The sequence below is a fragment of the Aquirufa rosea genome (assembly GCF_004118285.1).
In the GTDB taxonomy this organism is placed as follows: Bacteria; Bacteroidota; Bacteroidia; order Cytophagales; family Spirosomataceae; genus Aquirufa; species Aquirufa rosea.
The window spans coordinates 1-288 of the sequence record NZ_SDHY01000038.1; the positions used below are offsets into that span (position 1 = coordinate 1).

General features: G+C 46.9%; 1 protein-coding gene. It reads right to left on the bottom strand.

The genetic code is table 11. From position 1 onward, the window contains the following. On the bottom strand, positions 1-288 hold a 288-nt coding region (locus tag ESB04_RS12490; protein WP_205749522.1), incomplete at both ends, for a hypothetical protein.

The following is a 288-nucleotide window of genomic DNA, read 5'->3' on the forward strand; positions in this document are numbered from 1 at the left end:
TCACTGGGCTACTTGAAGCAGTTGCACCCGAGAAAGTAATATTTTTAGCTCCTGTGTAACTAGTAGCTGTATTGCCACTAGCGTCTTGTGCAGTAACGGTAATCGTTTGTGACCCTCCTGCCGTTTGCGTGCCTGTTCCTGTCACCACTAATTTAGTCGCTGCTCCTGGATTAATAGTAATAGCTGAACTAACAGCAGCTGTACCCGTTGTGGGCGTAAAAGTAAACGTTCCGGAACCAGATGTTCCCGTAAACTTCAAGCCTAAACTCGTCAAATTGGCTACTCCGC